General features: G+C 45.2%; 25 protein-coding genes. 21 read left to right on the top strand and 4 right to left on the bottom strand.

The window, feature by feature from the left end; all coding sequences use genetic code 11:
* The first annotated feature begins 25 nt into the window (after positions 1 to 25).
* The 10 genes from D0A37_RS21615 to D0A37_RS21570 all read left to right on the top strand — a co-directional run bounded on the left by D0A37_RS21615 (position 26) and on the right by D0A37_RS21570 (position 11,755).
* Positions 26 to 610 (top strand): PAP/fibrillin family protein, encoded by a 585-nt coding sequence (locus tag D0A37_RS21615; protein WP_242717426.1) that lies wholly within the window; start codon positions 26 to 28, stop codon positions 608 to 610.
* A gap of 321 nt (positions 611 to 931) precedes the next feature.
* Positions 932 to 1,192: a hypothetical protein gene (locus D0A37_RS21610; protein WP_242717424.1), complete on the top strand. Its 261-nt coding sequence runs from the start codon at positions 932 to 934 to the stop codon at positions 1,190 to 1,192.
* Between the two features lie 215 nt (positions 1,193 to 1,407).
* Entirely contained in the window at positions 1,408 to 2,076 is a 669-nt protein-coding gene (locus D0A37_RS21605) for a Uma2 family endonuclease (protein WP_242717422.1), read from the top strand.
* Between the two features lie 121 nt (positions 2,077 to 2,197).
* Positions 2,198 to 2,566 carry a DUF433 domain-containing protein gene (locus tag D0A37_RS21600; RefSeq protein ID WP_445242427.1) on the top strand — a complete coding sequence of 123 codons (369 nt, stop codon included), beginning with the start codon at positions 2,198 to 2,200 and terminating at the stop codon, positions 2,564 to 2,566.
* 71 nt (positions 2,567 to 2,637) lie between these two features.
* Positions 2,638 to 3,000, top strand: a complete 363-nt coding sequence (locus tag D0A37_RS21595; RefSeq protein ID WP_242717420.1) for a ribbon-helix-helix domain-containing protein — start codon at positions 2,638 to 2,640, stop codon at positions 2,998 to 3,000.
* Positions 2,997 to 3,149: a hypothetical protein gene (locus D0A37_RS21590; RefSeq protein WP_242717418.1), complete on the top strand. Its 153-nt coding sequence runs from the start codon at positions 2,997 to 2,999 to the stop codon at positions 3,147 to 3,149. Before D0A37_RS21595 ends, D0A37_RS21590 begins: the two co-directional genes overlap by 4 nt.
* 47 nt (positions 3,150 to 3,196) lie before the next feature.
* On the top strand, positions 3,197 to 4,012 hold the full coding sequence (locus D0A37_RS21585; protein WP_242717416.1) for a PD-(D/E)XK nuclease family protein: 816 nt from the start codon (positions 3,197 to 3,199) through the stop codon (positions 4,010 to 4,012).
* A gap of 208 nt (positions 4,013 to 4,220) precedes the next feature.
* Positions 4,221 to 6,776, top strand: a complete 2,556-nt coding sequence (locus D0A37_RS21580; protein WP_242717414.1) for a single-stranded-DNA-specific exonuclease RecJ — start codon at positions 4,221 to 4,223, stop codon at positions 6,774 to 6,776.
* A 617-nt stretch (positions 6,777 to 7,393) separates the two neighbouring features.
* Positions 7,394 to 9,700 carry a serine/threonine phosphatase gene (locus D0A37_RS21575; RefSeq protein WP_242717412.1) on the top strand — a complete coding sequence of 769 codons (2,307 nt, stop codon included), beginning with the start codon at positions 7,394 to 7,396 and terminating at the stop codon, positions 9,698 to 9,700.
* 813 nt (positions 9,701 to 10,513) lie between these two features.
* Complete coding sequence (locus D0A37_RS21570; protein WP_242717410.1) at positions 10,514 to 11,755, top strand: protein kinase domain-containing protein; 1,242 nt, start codon at positions 10,514 to 10,516, stop codon at positions 11,753 to 11,755.
* Between the two features lie 167 nt (positions 11,756 to 11,922).
* Here the strand turns inward: D0A37_RS21570 and D0A37_RS21565 are convergent, their stop codons facing one another.
* Positions 11,923 to 12,141, bottom strand: coding sequence for a DUF4327 family protein (locus D0A37_RS21565; protein WP_006631282.1), 219 nt, complete (start codon positions 12,139 to 12,141; stop codon positions 11,923 to 11,925).
* 653 nt (positions 12,142 to 12,794) lie between these two features.
* Between D0A37_RS21565 and D0A37_RS21560 the strand changes: the two genes are divergently transcribed.
* A complete protein-coding gene (locus D0A37_RS21560) occupies positions 12,795 to 13,775 on the top strand; it encodes an aspartate carbamoyltransferase catalytic subunit (RefSeq protein ID WP_242717408.1) in 981 nt (326 codons plus the stop codon).
* Positions 13,776 to 14,019: 244 nt separating this feature from the next.
* Here D0A37_RS21560 and D0A37_RS21555 read toward each other — a convergent pair whose 3' ends face one another.
* A complete protein-coding gene (locus D0A37_RS21555; RefSeq protein ID WP_242717406.1) occupies positions 14,020 to 14,421 on the bottom strand; it encodes an SH3 domain-containing protein in 402 nt (133 codons plus the stop codon).
* A 633-nt stretch (positions 14,422 to 15,054) separates the two neighbouring features.
* Here D0A37_RS21555 and D0A37_RS21550 point away from each other — a divergent pair.
* The 3 genes from D0A37_RS21550 to D0A37_RS21540 all read left to right on the top strand — a co-directional run bounded on the left by D0A37_RS21550 (position 15,055) and on the right by D0A37_RS21540 (position 17,067).
* A complete protein-coding gene (locus D0A37_RS21550) occupies positions 15,055 to 15,546 on the top strand; it encodes a molybdenum cofactor biosynthesis protein MoaE (RefSeq protein WP_242717404.1) in 492 nt (163 codons plus the stop codon).
* Between the two features lie 115 nt (positions 15,547 to 15,661).
* The gene (locus tag D0A37_RS21545; RefSeq protein ID WP_006631278.1) at positions 15,662 to 16,321 is read left to right on the top strand and encodes a sigma-70 family RNA polymerase sigma factor; all 660 of its coding nucleotides are present in this window, start codon (positions 15,662 to 15,664) and stop codon (positions 16,319 to 16,321) included.
* A 140-nt stretch (positions 16,322 to 16,461) separates the two neighbouring features.
* A complete protein-coding gene (locus D0A37_RS21540) occupies positions 16,462 to 17,067 on the top strand; it encodes an anti-sigma factor family protein (protein WP_242717402.1) in 606 nt (201 codons plus the stop codon).
* A gap of 169 nt (positions 17,068 to 17,236) precedes the next feature.
* Here the strand turns inward: D0A37_RS21540 and D0A37_RS21535 are convergent, their stop codons facing one another.
* Complete coding sequence (locus D0A37_RS21535; RefSeq protein WP_242717400.1) at positions 17,237 to 19,642, bottom strand: NACHT domain-containing protein; 2,406 nt, start codon at positions 19,640 to 19,642, stop codon at positions 17,237 to 17,239.
* A 223-nt stretch (positions 19,643 to 19,865) separates the two neighbouring features.
* Between D0A37_RS21535 and D0A37_RS21530 the strand changes: the two genes are divergently transcribed.
* The 6 genes from D0A37_RS21530 (at position 19,866) to D0A37_RS21510 (ending at position 23,583) form a co-directional block, all read left to right on the top strand.
* Positions 19,866 to 20,438, top strand: coding sequence for an ATP-binding protein (locus D0A37_RS21530; protein ID WP_242717398.1), 573 nt, complete (start codon positions 19,866 to 19,868; stop codon positions 20,436 to 20,438).
* Between the two features lie 85 nt (positions 20,439 to 20,523).
* Entirely contained in the window at positions 20,524 to 20,928 is a 405-nt protein-coding gene (locus tag D0A37_RS21525; protein ID WP_242717396.1) for a response regulator transcription factor, read from the top strand.
* 63 nt (positions 20,929 to 20,991) lie between these two features.
* Positions 20,992 to 21,117, top strand: a complete 126-nt coding sequence (locus D0A37_RS21520) for a winged helix-turn-helix domain-containing protein (protein WP_445242426.1) — start codon at positions 20,992 to 20,994, stop codon at positions 21,115 to 21,117.
* Between the two features lie 127 nt (positions 21,118 to 21,244).
* On the top strand, positions 21,245 to 21,445 hold the full coding sequence (locus D0A37_RS29550; protein ID WP_445242556.1) for a helix-turn-helix domain-containing protein: 201 nt from the start codon (positions 21,245 to 21,247) through the stop codon (positions 21,443 to 21,445).
* 94 nt (positions 21,446 to 21,539) lie between these two features.
* Entirely contained in the window at positions 21,540 to 22,799 is a 1,260-nt protein-coding gene (locus D0A37_RS21515; RefSeq protein WP_242716910.1) for an ISAs1 family transposase, read from the top strand.
* 16 nt (positions 22,800 to 22,815) lie between these two features.
* A complete protein-coding gene (locus D0A37_RS21510) occupies positions 22,816 to 23,583 on the top strand; it encodes an IS630 family transposase (protein WP_445242555.1) in 768 nt (255 codons plus the stop codon).
* A 58-nt stretch (positions 23,584 to 23,641) separates the two neighbouring features.
* On the opposite strand, the gene D0A37_RS21505 is transcribed toward D0A37_RS21510, so the two are convergent.
* Positions 23,642 to 25,135: an IS5 family transposase gene (locus D0A37_RS21505; RefSeq protein ID WP_242717340.1), complete on the bottom strand. Its 1,494-nt coding sequence runs from the start codon at positions 25,133 to 25,135 to the stop codon at positions 23,642 to 23,644.
* Between the two features lie 155 nt (positions 25,136 to 25,290).
* On the opposite strand from D0A37_RS21505, the gene D0A37_RS29545 reads away from it, so the two are divergent.
* Positions 25,291 to 25,392 carry a response regulator transcription factor gene (locus tag D0A37_RS29545; protein ID WP_445242425.1) on the top strand — a complete coding sequence of 34 codons (102 nt, stop codon included), beginning with the start codon at positions 25,291 to 25,293 and terminating at the stop codon, positions 25,390 to 25,392.
* The last annotated feature ends 14 nt before the right edge of the window (positions 25,393 to 25,406 follow it).

The following is a 25,406-nucleotide window of genomic DNA, read 5'->3' as shown; positions in this document are numbered from 1 at the left end:
TTTCCTTATTACTTCTTAAAAAATCATGCTTAGAAAATCTGCACTCTTAGAGATTATTGCTGGTAAGAATCGAGGATTGCTGGCTACTCCCACCGACCAACAAGCGATTTTAAGCGCGATCGCCCAATTGGAAGATTACAACCCCACACCACGCCCTGTCGAAGCCGCAGAGCTTTTAAATGGTGAGTGGCGGTTATTGTACACCACCAGCCGCGAACTGCTGAATCTTGACAGTTTTCCCTTAGTGAAATTGGGTCAAATTTATCAATCTATCCGCGTCAAAGAATCTAAAGTTTACAACATTGGCGAACTTTACGGCTTGCCTTATTTGGAAGGAATTGTCAGTGTAGCGGCGAGATTTGAGGCAACTTCCGAACGTCGAGTGCAGATCAAGTTTGAGCGGGCGATTTTCGGTTTAAGCAGGTTGATTGGCTATGAATTTCCGGGGAAGTTTATCAATGAGATTGAGTCGGGGAAAAAGTTCGCTGCTGTAGATTTCGGGCTGGATACTCGCGAACAGCAGGGATGGCTGGATATTACTTATTTGGATAAGGATTTGCGGATTGGACGGGGGAATAAAGAAAGTGTTTTTGTCTTGACAAAACAGTGATTTTGTGAGCTGTGATTAAGTGCGATCGCCCCTTAACTCATTCTCAATTTATCTTTCTTTCATCCGCGTTTATCCGCGTTCATCTGCGGTAAAAAATCAAAAATATATCACTTTTGCCAACAATTCAACACTTACTAAAACCCTCAAATCCATAGCCGATAAAAGCTTCAGATAGGATAACCGTTAAAACTTAGCGTTAAGAATTGACAATTGACAATTATTGTGATAGATGCTTGAATTTTAATTGAAAAGGCGTTAGTACATTCCCGCCAAGAAACTTACTAACGCCTTTTGTGTACTCCTTACGAATACAACACGATTATGCCACAAAACGGTTATCAACAGGGATTCGCAGCGAATCCTGGGGCGATCGCGTACCAAAAACGCCTTTACCCTTGGGCGATCGCCAAACTCATGCCCAGTATGCAGCAGGCGATTGTGGGGCGATTTCGCAGTCGATCAGATGCTGACGGGCACTTGCTGTGTCTGCGTCAACTGATGCCTCAAGCAACGCTTGTCGTAGTCTTTGACTTGCAACCAGACTTAGAAGTACCAATTGCGGCGCCCACAGCAATTCGATAAGCACAAGGATTGCGATCGCCATTTGTAGGGGCGGTGCCCCCGTGCCCGCCCCCTTCGTCTGACTGCAAGTCGATCTTTCTTGTATTTTCTTCCTTTTTAAGAATGACTCAGACTCGATAATTCATGCGTGTATCCGTGTAGTGCCTTCCTTCTTCCTTCGGCTATAAATAGCGACTTAAGTTAGGATAAAAATATCGTCAATTTGCTTTTAAATCATGACTTCTACAACTGCAAAATTCATCGTGTCTCAAGTGGGTGAAATTCCCCAATCACAAGCCGCGACGTGGGAAGATTATGTAGCAGCCTGCGAAGATCCATCTTTGGAGGAAGCCAGAATATTTTTTTATGAAGGATATCTTTGGATAGACATGGGTAATGAAGGGCCTCAGCACGCCAGATTTAACGATCTGTTTACTATCATATTTTTTGTGTGGTTTACTACCAAAATAGGACAAACTTTTGATTCTCTCAGCGGTTGTGTAATTGAGAAACCTAAAGTGGGAGCGGGTGCACCAGATAAAGTTTTATACATCGGCGGAGATTTCCACCAATGGCAAAAAGGGGAACCTCGCCGAATTAATCTGAATCAGTCGCGAGTTCCCGATTTAGTCGGGGAGATAGCCGATACTACTTTGGCCAGCGATTTAGATGAAAAAAAGCGGTTGTATGCTGCGTTGGGAATTCCTGAGTATTGGGTAGTAGATATTAAGGGCGAGAGAGTTTTGGCATTTCGCTTGCAGGAAAACGGGAAATATCAGGAATGCGAAATTTCCGGAGCACTTGAGGGATTGCCAATTGCTTTACTATCGGAGACTTTGAAACTTTTAAATGAGGGAAATGGGACGGCAGCGATGTGGTTTGCTCAACAAATTGGGAAGTTGTAGAAAGGTTGGCGAAAAGTGCGTGAAGCGTAGCTATCCCGTAGGGAATCGCTCTTAATTTTTTACACAGTTATAGCCTCAATCATAACATATAATAAAAATATATCTGCCCTGTTAATCTGCCATGACTGTACAATCTGTTTCGCGTTATGTCACAAGTCATCCTGAAATCTTGCAAGGCGAACCAATTATCGTAGGAACGAGGACTTCCGTTCGGGCGATCGTGGAATTGTGGCGTTTGGGTATTACTCCTGAAGAAATCCCGATGCACTTACCTCACCTGAAATTAGCTCAAATTTTTGACGCGCTGAGCTTTTATTTGGATAACCAGGAAGAAATAAATACTTATATTGAGCGCAATCGAATTCCTGAAGACTTGATTCATCCTCTTGTTAAAGCTGCCATGAGAAAACAACTAAAAGTATTGGAATTGTTCGGTACTATTGACTGCGACGAAGATTATAGCTACAAGCAGCAGCGACAAACAATATGAATGTCCTTATTGACTGGATATAGGTATCAAAACGCATTCGCTTCGCCGTTAACGGTATTGATAATTATATAATGCTAAGTGTAGGGCGATCGCCCTTTCATCCGAAAAATCTAACTGAAGTGCGATCGCCTACAATAGAATCAACACTTCTCCTCTCAAGCGCCATGCAAATTGTTTTGTCACCTGAAGTCGAAGCCCTCGTGCAGCGTCAACTCACGACTGGCAAATACAAAAGTGCGATCGAAGTAATCCTCGCAGCCCTTCAACTCTTGGAACAACAGGAAGACATTTATCAAGGACGACTGCAAGAACTTCAACGAGACGCACTGATTGGCCAGCAAGCATCCCAACGTGGTGAAGTCGTAGACGGTGCAATCGCAATGTCACAAATCCGCGCCAACCTGCGATCACGCTACAGTTCATCAGAAGCATGACTCCCAAATTTCGCCTCACCGAACCCGCAATTCAAGACATCGAGCAAATTGCCGACTACATCGCTCGTCAATCTTTATTTTTTAGTCTCAAGCGAGAGAAACTTCGTTTGTATAGTAGCGGTTTGAATCGCCGTGTTTTATTGCAATAATCAGTATCACCAAACCTACCAAAAACCAACAATATCACACGCAAAAAATGCTCCGACTCTCCCAAACCCAACTCAAAATTCTCGAAGAATGCCCCCGCAAATTCCAACACAGCTACCTAGAACTCCTAGCCACCACCGCCTCCCCAGAACACAAAGAAAAACTCACCTGGGGAAGCCACTTTCACCTATTAATGCAGCAGCGAGAACTCGGACTTCCCATTGAATTTATCATCCAACAAGACCCCGAACTGGGACGCTGTGTGGCAGCATTTATCAACACCGCACCCGAACTTTTCGCCGATTCAGAAAAGAGCGACAACATTTTTCGCCAAGCCGAACACCCCCGCACCCTAATTTTCCAAGACTACCTATTCACCGTTATCTATGACTTGCTAATAGCCGAACCAAACGCCGCCCAAATTCTCGACTGGAAAACCTATCCCCGCCCTCAAAAATCAAAATGGATAGCCGAAAGTTGGCAAACTCGCCTCTATTTATACGTCTTAGTAGAAACCAGCGACTATTCCCCCGAACAAGTTTCCATGACATACTGGTTTGTACAATTGCAAGGAGAAGAACCGCCGCAAAAACTCACATTTTATTACAACCAAACAGAACACGATCGCACAAAACAAGATTTAACCCACCTATTGCAGGAGCTAACCGACTGGCGACAGCGCTATACCGAAGGCGGCGAATTCTTACCCCAAGTAGAAATTAGTTCCAATCTTTGCGATTCCTGTCAATTTGCCACTCGCTGCAACCGCACAACAGACAACACAGCTTTCTCACCCAATCTGTCTGCAGAAACTCCCGTCAATTGGCTGCCCAATCTTGCTATAATCGAGGAAATATTTATTTAATATATAAACAAGCCCCCCAAATTTTAGTCGTTACTAGGCTCTGCCTGGTAACGCCAATACGGAAATTTTCCCGCTCGTAAGCGAGGCAGAGTATCGGGAAATCGGTTCCCCCGCAGAGCCGGGGAACCAGTGACTCGCTTAAGTTTTATTTAACATACAAAAACCCCCTCGGATTCATCTGTGGTAAAAATCTAAAATCTAAAATCGAATGACAGAAACCGCTCACAACTGGCAAAATCAACCCTTACCACAACCCCCTGATTGGCTGATCGAAGCTGTCAGAAACCACGCACCAGAACTCCCCGGAAACTATGCCGCTGCACTTCTCTGGTATAGAGGAATTCAAAATCCCGAACAAATACCTGGTTTCTTAAATCCCAAACTTTACAAACCAGCAAGTCCCTTTGAATTCGGGCTAGAAATGAACTGGGCGATAGAAAGAATCAAGGAAGCACGAAACAGCGGCGAAAAAGTCGCAATTTGGGGAGACTTCGACGCCGACGGCATTACCTCAACATCCGTACTTTGGGACGGACTGGGAGAATTTTTGGCTCAAAATGACCAACTAATTTATTACATTCCCAACCGCTTAACCGAATCTCACGGACTCAATACCCCGGGAATAGATGCCTTAGCACAATCTGGAATTAGCTTAATTATTACCTGCGATACCGGCAGTACAAACATCGCGGAAATCGAATATGCGAGTAGCTTAAACATCGATACAATTATCACCGATCATCATACATTACCCGACGATCGCCCGCCAGCTACAGCCATTATCAATCCCCGCTACTTTCCGCCAAACCACCCACTATTTAACCTTTCAGGAGTTGGAGTAGCTTACAAATTAGTTGAAGCATTATATCACACATTACCGGATATTCCGCAGCGCCCGATCGCAGATTTATTAGAATTAGTAGCGATCGGCTTAATTGCCGATTTAGTCCAACTTACAGGAGACAGCCGCTACCTAGCACAAATCGGCATCCAACAACTGCAAAAACAAATCGCAAATCCCACCCGCCCGGGAGTTGCAAAATTGCTCGAACTCTGCAAAAGATCGGGCGATCGCCCAACCGACATTTCCTTCGGGCTCGGCCCCCGAATCAACGCCGTCAGCCGCATTCAAGGTGACGCCAGCTTCTGCGTAGAACTCCTCACCAGCCGCGACAAAAAACGCTGCGAAGAACTAGCAAATTTAACCGAAATTGCCAACTCCCGGCGCAAATCTTTACAAAAAGATGTTGCCAAAGATGCCGCCGCCAAATTACCCAAACTCGACCTCTCAACTACTAGCGTCATCGTCCTCAGCGACCCCCAATGGCCGGTAGGAGTATTAGGATTAGTAGCGGGACAAATCGCCCAAGAATACGGCCGCCCCGTGATTTTATTCAGCACAGAAGGAAGCGAAGAAATTAACGAAAATACCCCGGAAACGCAATTTACCTCTTTCTTAGATTCAGAATCACCAACACTTTCCCCATCCAAAATTGCCAGGGGTTCGGCGCGTTCCGCAAATCAAATTGACCTTTACCAATTAGTCAAAGACCAAGCGCATTTATTGCAGAGATTTGGCGGTCATCCCTTCGCCGCCGGATTGAGTCTTCCCGTTGAAAATATCCCCCTATTTACAGATGCGGTAAATCAGCAACTGCGACAACAATACAGCATCGATAGTTTAACAAAAGCCCCCGTTCAAGCCGACCTAAAAATTACTGTCTCCGAATTAGGCAAAGACTTATTTCAAGAATTAAAATTGCTCGAACCTTGTGGCATGGGCAACCCGGTTCCCAAATTGCTGATGGAAAACTGCTGGTTTGACAATCTGTGGAATCAAAAAATTAAGGATTTGAAAGGGCAAAAAGTAGAATATATCAAAACAGAATTTACAATTAGGGATGAATCTAGCGATACGGGATTTCCCGGCATTTGGTGGGGACACAATCAAAATGAAGTTCCCCAAGGCCGCTGCGATGTCACCGTTGAACTCGATTTTAATACTTACAAATCGCGCTATGAAGTGCGCCTCGTATCAGTGCAAGAACGCACGGAAGACAACCCAATAAATTCTCAGACTCAAATAGATTGGATTGTAGACTGGCGCAATAGAAATAACGAGGAAGAGTTATTAGGCGCTAGCACAAACTTAGAATCTCAAATGCCGATCGACAATCTAGTTTACAATTCCGAAAAGGTCGATCGCGAAAACTCGATCGTCCTCAAAGAATGCCCCGCAAGCTGGGACGAACTGCGGATCTGGTTTCGGCAAGCACAGCACACTCAGAAAAAACTTGCGATCGCCTATACTTTACCCCCACTCGTACCCCCACAGCAAATCTGCCAACAGCTAATCGGCATCGCCAAATACCTCAGCCGTACCAACAAACCCGTCACCAGACAACAACTCCGCCAAAAACTCGGCATCAGCGACACATCGCTGCAACTGGGGTTCAAAACCCTAACATATCTCGGTTTCAAAATCAATTATCGCGATCGAGCTTTCCACATCGCCAGACAACCCGAAACCCCACACCATGAAGACGCGCCAGAACAAATCCCCAAACCCTTATTAGATAGCCAATCCATTCAATTCTCAGTGCCAAATTCCCCGATTGCCGCGCGTTTTGCAGCGCAATTCCTAGCAGCAGTCTCCGAAGAACAATTCCGGCGGAAATATTTCTGTGAAGTACCCCTCTGTACCATTCAATCGATCGCCAGAGAGACCGTTTTCCAAGAAGATTCTACAGCAAATCCCTTCTAACTGAGATGTTGTACAATTCTCAATAAGATTTTTATGGGCGGGCTCTGGGGCCCACCCTACAAGAAAATCCACTTGTGGAACAGGCATCTTGCCTGTTCTGATTGAGAATGGTGCAACATATGAGTTCTAACTGATATCTAACACAATTCTCAATAAGGTTTTTATGGGCGGGCTAGAAGAGCAACGGCCCACAAGAAAATCTACTCTTTGTGGAACAGTCCCGAAAGGCCTGTTAAGCCAGAATGGTGCTCGGGGCGTGAGTTCTAACTGAATATCTGCCATCATTCTGAATTAAACGCACAATATTAGTTTCAGTCATCAGTTGACTTTTCTTGGGCCCGCACGCTCTTGCCACCGGTGGGGCTGGCTGTTTACCCTGTGAAGCAAGAGAGGTTTTTGTGGATCTGGCTTTTGGGCTTATTCCCGACACGGATGCAATATCTCAGTTCTAAGAAATATCTTAGTTCTGAATTCATCCCGATAAAATAAGGCATAGGGCAATGGGAGTTATCCGTTGCGAGTCAGGCCACATACTCATAACTCCGAACTCACAGGCCAAAACCCAAAACTCCCCACCGCCAAACTCGTCGATCGCCAATCTCCAATTTAAAACCCCTATGCTTCTCTGTCCCCGCTGCCAATTTGAAAATCCCAATCCAAACAAGTTTTGTCAACAATGCGGAAATTCCCTAATTTACAAACCTTGCCACGAATGCGGTGCCCAAGTCGCTTTTAGCGCCAAAGAATGTCAGAATTGCGGCGTCGCAACAGGTCAAGTGTGGCGGGCCATTATCTGCGGTCGATCGAATTTTCCAGCAGTCGAGCCAGACGAATCAACCATACCCCCAGCCGCGTTTGGGCAAAAACCAGACATAGTTCCAGAAACCGCATCGCGCCAAAACTCTCCTGAAGCAATCACAGACGCCATTAAAACAGAAATCACCACCCCAGCCGAACCCCCAACAGCAGTCGAAGCAACTTCTCCGCAGCCAAGCAACGGCGAATTCAGCAGCGCCCAAATAGACTCTGTGGTAGCCGTGCGGGTGATCGCACCAGCCTCCTTTCAAACAACAGAAAAAAGCTCTACTACAGCACCCGAGCGCGAAATAACCCCATCTGAGCAGAATTTTACAACCGCACCACAGCCTAAACAAATCCAGGAAGCAACCGAAAACCCCGACAGCCCAAACATAGCTGACACCTCCCCTCCATCTCCAGAATTCCCCATCCCCAATTCAGAATATTTAATCCCTTCCCAGCCAGCCGGAGCTTATTTAGACACTCAGCAGCGCTACCAACTCCTAGAAACCGTGCCACCGAGAAAACGCTCAGACACAGTAGCAGTAACAGTATTGGACTGTCAGCCGCTGGAAATGTCACCCCTCAAAGCCATGCTAGCAGCCAACTCTGCCAGCGTCGCCAGACGAACATCCCCCTATAGCGCAGCAATCAAACGCGGAGAAAATTCAACCAATTCCGCCTTAGCAGAGCTTTGCCAAGGCATAGCTGAACCTTATCTGGCACTGCGGTGGCAATTCTCTCAAAACCTGCCAGTCATTCACGATAGCTGGTCAGACAACGAACAGGCAGTCCTGCTGCTAGAAGACTGCTCCCAATGGCCGCTGCTGGTAGAACGGTGGATTCAACCCGAAACTTCCACCCAGCAAATTTTATACTGGCTCCACGAAATGACAGAACTCTGGGCTGCCCTAGAACCCTGGCGCTGTCGGCAAAGCTTGTTGGAACTGACAAATTTGCGAGTCAACCCCGACTCTTCCTTTTCCTTAGCTTCTTTGCGGCTGCAATACCTCTATCCCGAACCCGCCGGCTCAAACCTGCAACTGGTAGATTTAGGGCAACTGTGGCAGGTGATATTTAGCCAGTCCGATCATCATCGCACTCACTTTGGCGCCTTGCTCGAACTGCTGCAACAAATGTACAGAGGCGAGATTAACACAATCGAAGAATTGCGATCGCGCCTAGAAACAGTTCCCCTCGAACTCCAACCCGCACCTTCACCAAGCTCAACCCCGACGCGCCGGCCTTTCCGCGGCCCCCACGAGTCGCCCCCCGAGGTTGGCGAAGTATTAACCCAGCCCATGCCACTCCAAATTTACAGCTTAGAGGACGCAGGCCTCACCGATGTCGGTCGCACGCGCGACCACAACGAAGACTTCTTCAGCATCTGGACTCAGCTCAACAAACTCGAAAGCTCCTTCGGTCGCATCTTTAAAACCAAAGGGCTTTACATTCTCTGCGACGGCATGGGGGGACACGACAGCGGAGAAGTAGCCAGTCAACTAGCGGCTGAAACTCTCAGAGAATTCTTTCAAACCCGTTGGGAAAATCAACTACCTCCGGCAGACACCATCCGCGAGGGAGTCCTGCTAGCCAACAAAGCCATCTTTGAAATCAATCAAAAGGACGGACGCTCCGGCAGCGCCCGCATGGGTACAACTCTAGTCGCAGTCTTAGTTCAAGACACCCAATTCGCCGTTGCCCACGTCGGCGACAGCCGCCTCTACCGACTGAGAAAGGGACAAACCCTAGAAAAAATCACCTCAGACCACGAAGTAGGTCAGCGCGAAATTAAGCGCGGGGTTGACCCGGAAACTGCTTATGCCCGTCCCGACGCCTATCAACTAACTCAAGCACTCGGCCCGCGAGACAGTAATTTTCTCAAGCCCGACGTGCAGTTTTTAGACTTGTGCGAAGATACCTTATTAATTTTGGCTTCTGACGGCCTGACAGATAATGATTTGTTGGAAACTCACTGGCAGAACACTCTCGAACCCCTTTTCAATGCCCAAGCTGATCTCGACCAGGGAGTTGCCCAGTTGATTGAACTGGGCAACAAACGTAACGGTCACGACAATATCACCGCAATTATCATTCGGGCACAGGTAGGCGCATTTCGATTTTAGAATTTGGATGCTGCCAACTTTTTTAAAAGTGGCGCTTTCCCCCGTGACAGCCTGGGTTAAACCTGTAATTGTTGCAGAGAAAGGAAACAGCTTCTGCCGTTTCCGGGCAAGGCTTTACTGCTGGCTCTGTTATTAGGTATCCGGTGTTGAAACAGCTTCGGTGGGATTGCTCAAAAACTGATTGCAGACCCATAGGATTGCAGAAAAGCTTTGGAGTAACAACCATTTATCCGTAGCTTTAATTCTGAGACTCGCTTCGGAAAATCTACCGAAAAAAGTGGCTTGATAGTAAGTTGATTCATCATAGTTGAAAGAGCTTTCAATTACAAAAATAGTTAGTCTAATGAAAAAAAAATCAACTAAAATGAAGTGAGTCAGCAGGCAGGTTGATGCGAAATCTGTTTTATACTCGATCGCTATCCGGGCAAGGTGGGCATAGGTGGGAAGTGTCCGCCCTAAATATATATGTGGGGCTTAGATTAAAATCTGCTGCTACATCAAATTTACGTAAAAGTTTAGCGATTGTTTACCTAGTTTTTGTCGTTGCAATTGTTAAATCTATCGACTGTGTTTGGAGGAGCGATCGACCCCTGTCAATTTTTACGGATAATTGTTCCCCCAAAACTATTTATAACTTAATTGTTTATGCAATCTTTAATCACAATCAGGATATTATAAAGTTTTAGTGAAACTCCCCTGTGAAGCTCATAACTAATTTTTAATTGCTAATTTTTCAAAGCCCTACGCCCCAAATTTGTAAATTCCCGCCAACTCTCACTGCCAAATCAGGGAGTTCAACCACATCAATCGAAAATGCTGCTGACTCTTTTAGATCCAGACAAACAGACCCCCCTACAACAGTGGAGTTTCGAGAGCGAGTCCATTATTCGCATCGGTCGCTCTCCTGAAAATCACGTTGTGATACCCAATTCTCTAGTGTCGCGGCAGCATCTGGAATTGCAAAGAGTTAATAGCGGGAGATCCAGTCAGTGGTACTTAGTCAATTCCGGGACAAATGGCACTTTGGTTAACGGTATTCTCATGTCCCAGGGTTGGATATCCGACGGTGCCATGATCCAGTTGGCGCGGGGCGGCCCAATTCTGCATTTCCAAGTTATTACTATTGAACTCGGCGGCAAGATTGAGGCGAACCCCACCGTCAATCTCGCTGCTCGCAGGTGTACCCATGCGGGAAACCCGCCGGGGAATTTATTCTGCATCCACTGCGGCGAACCGATTAAAGTCGATCGCACGGTGCGCCACTACCAAGTGCTGAGAACTTTGGGCCAAGGCGGTATGGGAACAACGACTTTAGCCTGGGATCGAGATAAAGCGAAAGCTCAACAACCCGGAAGTTCCCCCGCAGCATCTCTGGTAGTCCTCAAGGAAATGAATGCTGATATGGCTCAAATCGCCAAAGCTCAAGAACTGTTTGAACGTGAAGCTAAAACTCTCAAGGCCCTCCACCATCCGGGCATTCCTCAGTTTTTTGACTTTTTTGTGGAAGGCGGCAAAAAATACTTGGTGATGGAAATGCTCCACGGCGAGGATTTAGAAAAACGCATCTACAACCGCGGCCCTGTTGCTCCCCAACAAGCAATAGAGTGGATGATCCAAACCTGTGACGTTTTGGACTACATTCACTCTCAAAAACCCCCGATCGTCCACCGGGATATTAAACCTGCTAATTTGCTGGTGCGCCACCGCGACAATTGCATTACAGTGCTGGATTTTGGTGCCGTTAAAGAAATCGGCACTCCTCCGGGCACTCGCATCGGCGTTGAAGGCTACACCGCACCAGAACAAGACCGTGGACAGCCTCTCCCTCAGTCGGATTTATATGCTATTGGGCCTACTTTGATTTTTTTGCTGACAGCCCAAAGCCCTCAAAACTTTTACGGGAAAATAGCTGGAGGTTACGGATTTAAGATCGAAAATATTCCGACGATCGCCCCCAAGCTGCGGGAGACCATTTTGCGAACCACGGCAGCTAAGCCTGGGGATCGCTTTCAAACTGCTCCACAATTAGCTCGAGCTTTAGCAGCTTCGCTTTAACAAAAGGAAGAAGTCATTAGTCATTCGTCATTCGTCATTAGCACGAGGGAAGAGAGAAGAGGGAACAAGGAAGAGGGAAGAAGTTAGCAACGGAAAATTTATGAAAGACAATGCAAGCCCATCGCCTCGAAATTTCTCTCCGACACCCCAGTCCTCCGTCTTCTCTGTTATTCCTCGTCCCAAGCTTCTACAGCTATCAACTCGCTCACGGGGTCTTGCATAGAAAAATCAAACTCTAGCAATTGCTGTTTCCAATACGGCCATTCGTCGCCGTAAAGCAAAGCAATTTTCCAAATACTGTCTGTCGGCTTGATAATGTCAGACGTGACGAGAGAATGCACCTGACGTTGGAACTTAACCATCGGCTGTATAACCTGCTGGCTCATAATACCTCTTGAATTGTTTAAATCTTGTGTAATTACCACTTCCGAGCTCTCACTTTTTACCGCAGTTTCGCCAAGAACAGTCTCGCCAAGATACGTGTAGATTTTTGTCGGGAAGCCACATATTCAACTTGTATCTTAACAGAGTTCGTTTTGACAAGGGCCTATAAGCAGGACTGAAGAGTCAAGACCGACTTCAAAGAATTAATCATCTTTGAAATGTCCCGCTATATGCTGTCGATCGACAGTGGGAGGTTGGCCGCCGCGATTGTTTCCACATAGTTGTTTCCACATAGTGGTAGATGCAAGGGCTGCGTTCGGCTTGTTCTTGACAAGGCTGAGTTTGCGTAGGAGAAACTGCAACTACTGCTCTTTCGCTGCTACAGCGTAATTTCCGCTTTCCTGCGGGTAAACCACACCTGTTTCACCTTCGACGCTGGGTTCGCTGTGAGACTGGGATCTGAGCTACATAAACTGATTATAACTCTACTGACCGCAAAAGCGATCAAAAATTGTTGGATACTGTTGATCGCAATCCCTAAATGTCGATCGAACATTCAAAGGCGACAGCAGAGCGGGCGTACAAGCAAGTTCCAAACCCATCGTCCGTCCTGATTGAGTCAATCTAAAATCTAAAATCTAAAATCTAAAATTGTATGACTTGGACAAGGCGACACATTCTCACTCTGGCTGATTTTACCTCGGACGAATACGATACGGTGCTGCAAACAGCAGCCAGTTTTCGGGAGGTGCTCGGCCGCCGCACGAAGAAAGTGCCGGCCCTGCAGGGTCAAGTGGTCGCGAATTTGTTTTTTGAACCTTCTACCCGCACGCGCAATAGTTTTGAGTTGGCGGCGAAGCGGCTGTCAGCGGATACGCTAAATTTTACCCCGGGAAGTTCTTCTCTGACGAAGGGGGAGACTATTCTGGATACGGCTAAGACTTATCTGGCGATGGGAACGGATTTGATGGTGATCCGGCACGAACAAGCTGGAGTTCCCAGCACGATTGCTTCGGAAATGGATCGCTTGGGTTCGAGAGTCAGCGTTCTCAATGCTGGGGACGGCCAGCACGAACACCCCTCGCAAGGTTTGCTAGACTTATTTACTATTTGTTCTCTTTTAGATGGCGAAAGTCCGCGGCTGGAACTTTTAGCGGGCAAAAAAATTGCTGTGGTGGGGGATATCTTGCATTCGCGGGTGGCTAGGTCTAATATTTGGAGCCTAACGGCTTCTGGGGCCGAGGTTCATTTGGCCGGGCCGCCAACTTTGCTGCCGCTGTTGTTTGCTGAGTGTGGCGATGGTAGGGAAGGGAAATTATTTTTGCACTGGCAGCTTGAACCTGCTTTGGCCGATGCTGATTTTGTGATGACTTTGCGACTGCAAAAGGAACGGATGAGCGAGCATTTGCTGCCGAGTTTACGAGAGTACCATTCTTTGTACGGGATTACGCGCGATCGACTGAAACTCTGCAAGCCGGAAGTGAAGGTGTTGCACCCAGGCCCGGTTAACCGCGGCGTGGAAATTAGTTCGGATTTGATGGACGATGCCCAGTTTAGCCTGATTTCTCAGCAAGTTACCAGCGGCGTGGCGGTGCGGATGGCATTACTTTATCTGATCGGCGGTGGTAAAGTTTAGGCTGTTAGTTGTTTATCAATTCCGGTTGCAATCCTCATGATTGTTGACGGTTGACTGTTGACGGTTGACTGTTGACGGTTGACTAGATTTTATTATTCCGATGCAACAGGAAACGATATTAGTCATGAATTTCGGATATTCAATTATTTTCAGGCTCTATCATCTCTTTAAAATAATCGTTACCCAGTATTGCCGGGTAACGATTAAAACTCTTTCTAGAAATGTAAAGTGCTCTAGTTAAGAGTTAGGAAAGCCAGGACGCAGACACCCAGCCGCCACCTTTGACTTGGGCCCAACCGTTTTTGTAACGACCGGTCAATTTGACGTGGGAGCCATAATGTAACTTGCCGATTACATGAGAACAGCTATCGGGGTGTTTGCGGATATTCAGTCGGCCGCCATTCGTAACAACTTTGGCGTAGGTGTGATGGGCGTGATGGCTTTTCTTGGCGCAGCGGGAGTAGCAACTTGCGGCTTGCGCTTCACCACCGACACCCAGAACAGATAGAGCTACTGCCAGACCTGCAACGCCTACCCATGCAGAATTAGGAATTTTCAAGCCCAGCTCGTCTAAGGACTTGACTTGGAGTTCGGACTCTGGAGATTCATAAGCAACAAAAGAGTGGCTCAATGCTAGTGCTTCCATAGTTTCCTCGTAATTGTTTTTAACATTTATTGGTGCAGACTCAGGTCGAAACCTCAATTAACAGACCAAACTATTAACTTATGTTTCATAAAAGGCACATGAGGGCGTTACGGTTTTCTTTTGCCTAGTATCCGCCAATTTGCCTTAACCCTGCACAGGTATATCATGTCATCTAAGTAGCTTTCCGGAACAAAAAAATAAATAAAGTTTACATCTGCTGCTAAAAATTTTGGCGACGCCGATAAGATAAAAGGCCAGAATTAAAGTTAACTGTGTCATTCAAAAAAGAACAAAGTAATCGCTTGGGGTGTGAGATTTATTATACTGAGTTGCCAATGACACTACTTATTTGCGTGTGCTTATTTATTGAGTTGCTACAGCAATATCGGCAGTTAATTTTATCTAACAAGCATCCTGCTCGTCTTCAATCACGCTCTTAATTTGGTTCGGGCGAGTTATATTGTAGCCGATCGCACTTGTGCAGAAGTTCGGGGCAATGGCGTCGGATTCTCGCCCGTGCTACGAGATGGGTCTCAACATTAGCCACCCCCTTTCCCGAACCAAGATGCAAGATTGATCGCGACTGGATTTGTGTCAAGATCAATTAACTTCTCCACCACCACTTGTTTGGCAATGAACTCTAGCGCTGCACTTTCGATCGGCACAATTCCTCAACGCCATGAATCAGACAGCTTCGCCATTACCTTAGCGCCGTTGTCTGTAGAGGAAATATACGCTTTGGCAGATGACCCCGCGAACGGAGCCGTGGTAATAATGAGCGGTACAGTCCGCAACCAAACTGACGGTCAAGCTGTAGTTTCCCTAGAATATCAAGCCTACGAACCCATGGCCGTGCGAGTATTCCAGCAAATCGCTACGGAAATCCGCCGCCAGTGGATCGATGTCAATCGGGTCGTGATTCACCACCGCGTCGGACACTTGCAGGTGGGCGAAATCAGCGTACTGGTGGCTGTTGGCTGTCCCCACCGGGGGGAGGCCTTTGCAGCTTGCCAGTACGCCATAGATACGCTCAAACACAATGTACCGATTTGGAAAAAGGAACATTGGGCCGACGGGTCTAGCAGTTGGGTTAGTATAGGAGCGTGCGAGGTTGTCGGGCATTAGTAAGCAGTCATTGACTGTCGGATGACTCAAGCCGATCGCAGTTTCCGAGTGCGGGAACCCATCGGGATCTGCTAGCGTCAACAAATGTGGAATGTTCGATGAGCCAATTCCACCGATGAGCGACTTTATTTCCGTGTCCTGGTCTGCGGTTGTGGCGACCGTTCAAAGAGTGCAATTGCCAGCCGAAAAACTCTCTAATTATGACTTGGTATTGCGTTGTCAGGAAGGAAATCGACCTGAGAGCACTGCCTTTTCAGAACTGTTGAAGCGGTATCAGTCCCACGTAGACAGGGTACTCTATCACTTGGCCCCTGACTGGCAAGACCGAGCAGACTTGGCTCAGGAAGTCTGGATTCGGGTCTACCGCAATATTAACCGCTTGCAAGAGCCGGTTAAATTTCGGGGCTGGCTGAGTCGCATCGCCACTAATTTGTTTTACGATGAGTTGCGGAAGCGCAAGCGGGTGCGAACTCCGCTGTCGCTGGACGTACCCCGTGCTCTGGAAGATGGCGAGGTAGATTGGGAAATTCCGGCCGACAGTCCGGGGCCTGATGAAGATTTGACGACTCGAGAATTTTACGATCAGTTGCGGGTGGCGATCGCCGATTTGCCGGAAGTATTCCGCACGACAATTGTTTTAAGAGAAATAGAAGGTTTAGCATATGAGGAAATAGCCGAAATGACCGGAGTTTCTCTGGGAACTGTCAAGTCGAGAATTGCTAGAGCTCGCCAAAGATTGCAGTTGGAATTGCAAAAATATCTCGATGGTAATTAGCAATAGTGCTTTTAGAGGCAGAGCAAGAAGATTTGGTGATGTTTGCTGTCACATCAAAACTTCTCTTTTAAAATATAAAAAAGCAGTAAATCATTCTAATCGCGGGTGCGTCCTTTCTCCAATTAAAGCAATTTTGAAATATGAATTATAACTTTGAATCGGATAAAAATCAGAATCAGCAAGGTATCGGGGATTCACTCGCTGAAACTCAAGCTAACAACAATTATCCCCAGGGGAATGTAACTACTATGATGCGCGATCGATTTGAATTGCTGAGTGCTTACCTCGATGGCGAAGTGACGGCGGCAGAACGCCGGCAAGTTGAGGAATGGCTGAAAAATGACCCCACTACGAAGCGTTTGTACTCGCGACTGCTGATGATGCAGCAGAGTTTTCAGGCAATGCCGGTGCCTGCTGCGGAACAATCGGCACAGGAGTTGGCAACGAAGGTTTTGCAGCGGGTGGAACGCAAGCCGAAACAAACTTGGATGTTGGGTGGAGGTGCGATCGCAGCTTTGTTAATTGGGGTGGTGTCTGGTGTCGGTGGCGGCCGCCAATTGTTTGCTCCCGAGTTTGCTCGATCGCCTGTTCCTGCTGAATCTGACGGTTTGATTATGGCTTTAAACGAGCCTCTGGTGGAGATTGTTAATCCCAACGATTTGATGCTTGGGGTAAATGCACCGATAATGGATATTCCCAAAGTTGGTGTAGCAACCCCTCAAAAGTCATTGCCAAAGGCGCAGTAGAATTTCTGTTTTGAGCAATAACGGAAGTCGCTAAGCTCCCTAAAAAAGGGGGCTTTTTGCTGTTTTTCCCAGTTTTTCAAGGTGGGTATATCCTTTGGCACTTTCCTGGCTTTGAATGACGAATTGTGGGGCGATCGCATCTTAATATCGGAGTAGGTAGCGAGTGGAATTAGAGCGGGCGATCACACTTGTCACCGATTTTTTGCAGATTTGCGATCGGTAACAGCAATGTCTCCTCAATTTCCTGCCGCACAGCAGGAGATACATTACAACCGCTATTGAGGCAATATACCAGCACTTTATTAGCATCGTAATACTTCCTTAGCAATGACTTCTGCTGTTCGGTAAATTGCCAATCGTGACCTATATTGCGATAGGAAATGATGATTTTTCTTAATTCGCTAGTCCAGACTTGTCCGTTAGCTTGCCACCATTGCCTAAATATTTCCTTGTCACCATCTGGCTGAGGTAGCTGTTTCTTAAGTTCTTGCAGTGCTTGCATTAATTCAGGTTCAACAAGAGGGACAAGAAGAATGTCGTGGGCAAGACTAAGGGCTGGGTCAATAGCACCGTCGAGTACAGGCAAAATGGCAAGGTCAAGAACAAGATCCAGGCTAATTTCAATAGCAGGATCAAAGGTATGTTTAACGGCAAGGTAAAGGGCTGGGTCAAGGAAACTTTCAGGGTTACGATGAAGAGCAAGCTCAAGGGATGGAAGAAGGGAAAAGTAAAAGAATCTCACGGCCGCAGGTTTGTAAGGAAAATCAACAGAAAGGGATTTTTGGTTTACCCACCTTAGGAACTGCTGCAACTGCTCATCCTCAGCGACCAGTCCATCCACTTGCTGTTTCATTGACAGTAACAAGTCATCAGCTTTTGGCAACATCCCAACTGCTAAGAACAATACTTCTCGCCAACGCTTCTCGGTTAGGTGGCTGACGAGTTTTCTCAAAGCTTGTGGAGGGGAATTGTTAACTATTTCTGTAGCAGTGAAATACTCTTGAAATGTTAGATGAGAAAACGAATAAATCCCTCTTGCCCTCTCCACTAATAATCCATGTTGTGCCTCGATCGCCTTCAGCACAACCTCACTATGGATCTCGAACTTAACGGGGTCAGTTGTGCCATCGGGCAAGTTAGCTAGATAGTCGCCAATCAATTGTTGAACTGTGTTTTTTTCAAAAAAGTAATCGCCCCGTTCAAAAGTAATAGCTGCCACAAAAGCAAGTAAATGTTGCTTGTGGGAAAAATTTAAGTTGCGATAAACTTCATCCCGTTGAATGCCTCTGGTTTCATCCCATTTTCTGAGCATAATTTCCAGTCCTTCCTCGTACAACTTGGCTCTGTTGGATGGAAAATCTGCTTTGGCTTGGAATACTAAACAAGTCAAATTCAACAATATAGGCGTTACGGCCAGTTCTCGGATTTGCTGATTTTTATTCATTTTTAGCTTCTCTACAAATTGAGATGCTAAAGCTTTACCTGCCTCCCGATTATGGGAAAAAGCCACAAACCAATTGTGAGCAAAGGCAGCGATTTGCTTATTATTAAAATCGGCTACCTCAACACAAGTAAAGGCTTCGTCGTGAAATCTGTACTTAGAAGCGGCAATTCGACAGGTAATAATAAACTGATTGTTGTAATACTTTTGGACAAACTGACGAATCTGTCTGACGACTGCATCGCTATCTGATTCTGGCACTTCATCTAAGCCGTCCAATAAAATCAAGCCTCTGCCTTGACTGAGTACGAATTCAGTTTGCGCTCGCGCCTCAACTCCGCAACTGGCAAATTCGTCGCTGATATATTCTAATAAGTCAACATTAGCGATTTCCGCAAAGGTTTTGAGAGAGATAAAAATCGGTATTTTGTTGGCTTCAAATTTGGCGCGATCGCACTGAATGGCGATGTGTTTCAAAAAAGTAGTTTTACCGGAACCAGGTTTGCCGAGTACCATTAGTTTAGAGTGAGATTTCACCGCATCCAATCCTGATACTCGTTTCTGGCGTACTTTGCCTAAACCCAAGCGGTTAAAGTTATCCGCATCTGGGTTGAAGTCTCTCAGTAAATCGCTAATTTCTCCCGGCTGCCAACTGCTAATTTCCTCCAAAATGTTGACTTCAACGTAGAGGTTGCTGACATCAACGGGCTGTGCAATATCCAACAGTTGCATTTTGCTGTAAAGCTGTTGGATTTTGCTGTGGCATTTTTGCCGTATCTCTTCGACTACCGAATCAATAGGCTGTTGACAAAAATCTCTAACCCCCCCAACCCCCTCTTGGTAAGGGGGGGCTAAAGGAGGACGATCGACAATTTCTTCCCAATTCAACTGCAAAACCGTGCAGAAAGCCTTGAAAGCATTGGCTTTAATAGGTTCTTGTCCTCGTAAAAAACGCCTCCAAGTCGGCAGCGAGAGGCCATCGGCATAAGGCCCGGCCTCTGTCCAAGTTCGATCGGGCTCTAATGTTTGACTAGCTTCTACTAGCCATCTGGGGTCTTCTATAGTCGATCCCTTTTCTCTTCTAGCTTGCCTAATTTTTACTAATCCCTCCTCAGAGGCTTTGAGGGTGGTCATTATATAATTTACTTATCGAATTGTCAATGTCAGTTTTCGCTCAGTTTAGCGATCGCAAACTGAGTTTGTCAAGACCCGAGCAAAAAAGAGAAAATGATCAGGACAACAACTGCACGGCATACGGGAAAAGTCAGGCATAAATCATGCAAACTTAATCGTTTAGAATGCCACTCTCTTTTTTAGGTAAAAAAGTACACATTAAATGATGACAAAGGATAGCACCATGATAGATAACATAGATGAAATTCCGTCAGGTGGGATAGGTATAAAAATTATTGGCAAAATTGCCGATGAGCTAAGTTATACCCGCACTTCTGACGGTCGAAACTGTCTGTTGATTGTAAAATATTATCAGCAGCCTAGTCTAGTACCATCCCAAGACAGCAGTCACCCTGGTTTTTTTAAGCGGGCGCTCGATGTTTTAACCAGCTTTAATTTCTGGTTTCCAAAGCAACGAGTTCCCGACTCCGAGCCAATTTGTAACCAGCATTTTCACAAAATTAACCTTCAAGTAAATACTGATATCAAGGCTGTTGCTCAAGTTTTATCGTGGGTTGAACAGTTAGATCCTCTACCACTTCCCCTAGTCGTTTTGCATCAGTGTAAACTTGCTGTGATTGAAGGGTTTACGAATGCTGTGCGCCACGCTCACAAAAATCTGCCATTAGAAACTCCGATAGAGCTTGAAATAAGGATATTTAACGAACACCTAGAAGTAAAAATTTGGGATTGGGGAGAGCCTTTTGACATTCAAGCGAAGTTGAAAGAAGAATTGCCGGAAAAAAATCTGTATTAGTTGGAACGATGTCGGATTTACGCTTCACTAAAGCTGTGCTGTAATTGCCAGCTTTAAATTGACAAGAAAAATAAACTTTTTTGTGATGACTACTGATACTACTCCCAAGATTCTCGTTGTGGATGATGACCCAGCCATCCGCAATCTAGTTCATCGCTTTTTAAATCAGAAATATCAAGTAGATTCGGCAGCCGATGGCGCGTCGGCTTTAGAATTGTTTGAGCAATTCAAGCCACTGCTAGTAATTCTCGATTGGAATTTACCGGATACTACAGGCTATCACCTCTGCCAGGAAATGCAACGCCGTACTAATGTTTTTGTGATCATGCTAAGCAGCCGGACAGACGAAGCTGATAAACTTAAAGTCTTGTCTGCAGGTGCTGATGACTATATCTGTAAACCCTTTGGTTTGGCAGAGTTGGCAATGCGTATAGAAGTTGTGTTGAGACGGATGAGGCCTGTCACTTCATCACGTATTGTATTCGATTAATTCGCGATCGATTCAGCGCGCCGGGAAGCAACATTCAACGATCGCATTATCAAGTTAACAGCCTTGGAATTTAATATCTTGTATTTTTTGGCAAGTCATTCTGGTCAATCTTGGAGTCGCCAACAGCTAATCGAAAAAAGTTGGGGGTGGAACTGCAAGGACACAGGAGAACAGAAAGTTGTTAAGTAGTTAGACAGAATTAATTACACAAATACATAGTAAAATGATATTCCCAGCAAAATTATGAGTTAATTAGAATTTCATATGCTGTTTATCAGGGAAATAAATCCTCTTTCGTCTAAATTGCTCGACTCGAATTCATCGCCAAAGCCGACATCATCAGGTACGTCAGAGAGCACATTGCCTCATATTAGCTTCGCAAGGAGTAAAAAAAGGAGAGTTAATGAATATTTTTAGAATAAGTTATAAGACACTCTACAACTGGTTCAATCGGTGGGAATTAAAGGGAATGATAGGACTTTATAATAAACCAGGAAGAGGTGCTAAGGCAGGGTAAGCTCATCTAATTTGGTATAAATTGTACTTGACAATGAGTCAAATAAGTGAGATGACAACAATGCCACCCAATAAAATATTTAGGAATACATTTTATGTCTCAGGGTTTTGAGATTAAATCTACCTCTGGCAAAAAAAGCTCTCTTCCTCAACTACCGCTCCGGGAAGTAGCAGAGATTCAAGATATTCAACAAAGTTTAGTAGCACATTTTGCAGATATTAAAGACCCCAGAGTCGAGCGAACTAAGAAACATCAACTCACCGATATCCTAGCGATCGCAATTTTCGCTATCATCGCCGGAGCGCAAGGGTGGGAAGACATCGAGAATTATGGCATTAGTAAAAAAAAGTGGTTAGAAGAGTTTTTGACCTTACCTTATGGTATCCCTTCCGATGACACTTTTCGTCGAGTATTTGAGTTCATTGACCCAGAAGCATTGAATCGATGCTTTGGACGATGGGTAGAAACTCTCGTCACTAAGACAGGAGGAGAAATTATTCCCATTGATGGTAAGACAATTAGAGGTTCTTATGACCGCAATCAAGGCAAATCGGCCCTTCATGTTATTACTGCTTGGTCTTCTGAACAACGTCTGGTTTTGGCGCAGATGAAAGTGGATGATAAATCGAATGAGATCACGGCTATTCCGGCATTATTAGAGTTGCTAGACATCACTGATTCTATCATTACTATTGATGCTATGGGGACTCAAACTGAAATTGCTCAAAAGATTATTGAAAAAAAAGGAAATTATGTCCTGACACTTAAAGCTAATCATCCGACTCTCCATCATCAGGTTAAAGAATGGTTTGATAGAGCTTCTGCACAGCAATTTTCCGGGATTGATGTCAGTTATGAGCAACGGATTGAGTCCGGTCATCATCGGCGAGAAATCCGTCAAGTTTGGTCGGTGCCAATTACGGTCATTGCTGAGCTTTACCAACCGCGATTATGGGCGGGATTAAAAAGTGTGGTCATGGTTGTTCGAGTGCGTCATCTTTGGAACAAAACTACTCGGGAAGTGCAATTCTATCTAACTTCTTTAGATAGTGATGCCCAACTTTTGGGTCGAGCCATCCGAAAACATTGGGGGATTGAAAATCAGGCTCATTGGACTTTAGATTGTACCTTTGCTGAAGATGCTTGCCGGATTCGCTCTTTCCACAGTCCCCGGAATTTGGCTGTCCTGCGACGTATTGCGCTGAATGCCCTCAACTGCGAACCTACTTACAAACGTAGTCTTCGACAAAAAATGAAACGGGCCGCTATGGATAATGATTATCTGATTCAAATTATCAGTTCTTGTTTTCTTGACAAGATCTTAGATTCTTCGGATTCCTTTTGTCAAGCATAATTGAGACGCTCTTACCCTGGGTGCTAAGGCACTCTTTAACTCTTCGCAGAAAGCCCAAATCAAAGAGTGGGCCAAACAAGAACCAAGGCAATTAAAAAAGGTTAGCCCAAAAGTTCAAGAAGCCTGGGGGATAAGTCCGAGTATAAAAACAATTCAAAGAATACTAAAAATGCTGAAGATGAGTTGGCATCGTATGCGTAAAGGAGTTGATCAAAAGCCTCCAGCCCAAGAATATCAAGATAAAAAGGCGCAATTAGAAGAATTAAAACAATTGGATGATGAGGGTAAGATTGATTTATATTACTTGGATGAAACGGGATTTTGTATGATTCCTTGTGTCCCCTATGGCTGGCAGGATATCGGAGAATATTTAACAATTCCTAGTCGTCGTAGTCAGCGAATGAATGTACTAGGAATCATGAATCGAAATAACCATCTTGAAACTTATATTTCATCTCAAAGTATTAATTCAGATGTAGTTATTGCCTGTATTGATGCTTTTTTACCCGCAGTACATAAGCCAACGGTAATTGTCACAGATCAAGCTTCTATTCATACCAGTGATGCTATTGTTGACAAACTTGAAGAGTGGAAACAACGTAATATTACTCTTTTTGAGTTGCCTTCTTACTCTCCTGAATTAAATTTAATTGAAATTAAATGGCTGTTTATTAAGTATGAATGGATTGAGATATGTGCTTACAAGAGTTGGGGAACTTTTGTTACATCTGTGGAAAAAATCCTGAAAGAATTTGGAGAAAACTATGTAATTAATTTTGTCTAGCTACTTAGGGTTTGCTGAATAATCGATCGCAAACTAAGAACAGGAGCGATCGATATATTCAAGCAGAGTTAAATATAAGTTTTTTCTGTATCGAGTCCCCCCATCTATAATTGGGGATTATCTTCAACCCAAAAACAGGTGTTCTTTTTCCAAATAGACATAAAAACACACAAAAAAGCCGACGCCACCAGGTAGCAAGGTTCATTACCAAAAAACTAATTGCAATAACTGTACCAGATGTATTATCAAGTTTTGCCATCACTCGATTGAGACCGAATCTTCGTTTCCCTTGCCCAAACTTGCCCTCAATTGCATTTCTAATTCTCTCATCTTCCAACGCTTGCTTCTTTTTTGATTTACTCACATTTGCTGGGGGTCTTCCTAGAGGGGGCCCACTGAGCCTAATTCCTCTTTCTTTGCACCACGCTCGGTTTGATATTGTACGATAAATGCGATCTGCATGAACTGACTCTGGATAATATCCTGTAAATCTATAATAAGCTTCTACTTGTGCTTTTAAGTCCCCTGATTCGTTAAAGTTATCCCAGCTCATCCGGTCTAAAAATACATATCCTTCAAAACAACTGGCTGACAGTTTGGCTCCAAACTCTACGCTTTTCCCGGCTTTTCCTCTGACTATAGGACGAATATGGGGTTGACTTAAACTTACTATTCTATCCTCAATACTCTGTTTATCGTTGTCAAATAACCACTGTTGTTGGCGAGCGACTTCTGTGAGGACTAGCAAAGTTTTATATTGCTTTTTATTCAGACCTTCTATGGTCGCACCTAAATCGATTAGCTGTTCAATATGAGCTAGGTTTCTTTTGATGTACTGAAGTTGTTTTTTAATTGCCTGTCTTCTTTTGTTTCGGGTGGGTCGTCTTTGTTTGGCTACTGCTAAGTAATCTTTTCGGGCGAGATTACGGTAGGTTCTTGGTTTTTTATGGGTTTTTTCTTTGATTTGTTTATAGAGAATGTCTAGGATTTTTTCTGTATGAACTCTGGCTCCGTTTAATAGTCCTAAGTCGGTCGGATAACTAATATCGGCTGGGGCACAGGTTGCATCTACGATCAACTTACCGCGATTGGGTGACTCATTTTTGCCGTCCGAAGCCTTTTTTTTTTCTGGTTTGATTGGGGTGAGAGAGCGCATTTTTTCGACCATGCGTTCGTTGACTTTATTGATGAGGTTCGGACTGATTCGTTGCCGAAAGTGTACTAATAGAGATGGGTCAAATGCGAGTTCATTACTGTAGCTTGATTGACCGATAAAGTATTGCAGATAGGGGTTTTCGCGAATCTGTTCTACCGTTTCGCGAGCGCTAATTCCCAGTTTTTCTTTGATGATTAATGCTCCCAATGCCATCCGAAATGATTTGGCTGGTGCGCCCTTTTCTGTGGGGAAGTTTTGGGCATATTCTGCTTCAAACTCTGACCAGGGAATTAGTTCGGCCATTTTTACCCAACGGTTGTCTGATGACAACCTTCCTCCAAAGGGCAGTTCAAACTCGGATGGGGGACTTGAGGCAAGCTCAGCTTTTCTGTACACGCTCGCACTGGGTGATGCAAGGCTTTTGTACTATTTTACCTGTTTATCTTGCACACTTTCCTTGATCGGACGATCGCATAACCAAGCCGTGTAACCTTTCTGCACTTATCCAGCAAGCCCTACTTAGCGTACATATCGGTCAGATTCGCAAGAAAATGATTCAAGTTGATGTTACTGGATCGCAGTTTATTAAAACTATTCGGGGTTATGGTTACAGGTTCGAGCCGCCTTCGCCCACGGCAATGGCCATTTCCTAAGCTCATCGGCATTA

Source organism: Microcoleus vaginatus HSN003 (genome assembly GCF_022701255.1).
In the GTDB taxonomy this organism is placed as follows: domain Bacteria; phylum Cyanobacteriota; class Cyanobacteriia; order Cyanobacteriales; family Microcoleaceae; genus Microcoleus; species Microcoleus vaginatus_B.
This window is presented reverse-complemented; position numbering and strand designations above follow the sequence as displayed.